We start from the raw sequence: 886 nt of genomic DNA, 5'->3' as shown, positions 1-886 counted from the left end.
GAGGCCGTGGTGGTCACCCAGGAAGTGGATGACATCATCAGTTCCCCTGTCGTGAAGGAAGCTATCATCAACAACAGTGACTGCAAGATTCTTCTTGACCAGCGGAAATACATGAACAAGTTCGACCATATCCAGCGGCTTCTCGGACTGACCGACAAGGAACGCGGACAGATCCTGTCCATTAACCAGGCCAACCATCCCGGACGTTTCTACCGTGAGGTCTGGATCGGTCTTGGCGGTACCCACTCGGCCGTGTATGCCACGGAAGTCAGCGATGAGGAATATGCCGTATATACCACGGAAGAGTCGGAAAAGCTGGAATTGCAGAAGCTGGCCAAGGAACTGGGCGGAAATCTGGAACTGGCCGTAAAACGCATTGCGGAAATGAGAAGGGAAAGGAAAAGGTCAAACGGTAAAGCATGACGGTTATGAATGACAGTTTTGAATCGGATGAAAGAAAGCGTAAGGAGACAATCGAATGTCTCTACTGGTCCCTGATGAACGGATGGGACATACCGAAGGATATCCGTGAACATTACGGATTTTCAGAAGACTATGAGCTGTATCACCGGCTTGAAAGTATGGAACCGGAAGATTACAGGGAAAGAAGACTCAGAGGCGAGATACCTGATGCCGTAGAGGTCGATGTAAGACTGACACATGCTGTGGAGAAGGTCTTCGAGCGGCTTTGTTCCCCTCCTCCCGTACAGTATCTTGACAAGCTGTACGGAGAACTGGAAAAGCTGGGAGGTTTCATCGCCAACCCGAAGAATATTGACAGCCCTTTCATTAATTCCTGTTTTCTCATGAAATACGGCATTGACCGGAATTCCCCGGATGAAATCAGGCGGCAACAGTCAGAAAAGGCATATAAAGAACTTTATGC

General features: G+C 49.1%; 2 protein-coding genes. Both read left to right on the top strand.

Translation table 11 applies throughout. From position 1 onward, the window contains the following. On the top strand, positions 1 to 423 hold a 423-nt coding region (locus I6E11_RS14705), incomplete at its 5' end, for a TraG/VirB4 family ATPase (RefSeq protein WP_449500930.1). Between the two features lie 5 nt (positions 424 to 428). Next, on the top strand, positions 429 to 886 hold a 458-nt coding region (locus tag I6E11_RS14700; protein WP_235338839.1), incomplete at its 3' end, for a hypothetical protein.

The sequence above is a fragment of the Bacteroides caecigallinarum genome (assembly GCF_021531075.1).
Taxonomy (GTDB): Bacteria; Bacteroidota; Bacteroidia; order Bacteroidales; family Bacteroidaceae; genus Phocaeicola; species Phocaeicola caecigallinarum_B.
Note: the sequence above shows the minus strand (reverse complement) of the source record. Positions and strands in the feature narration are given on the sequence as shown.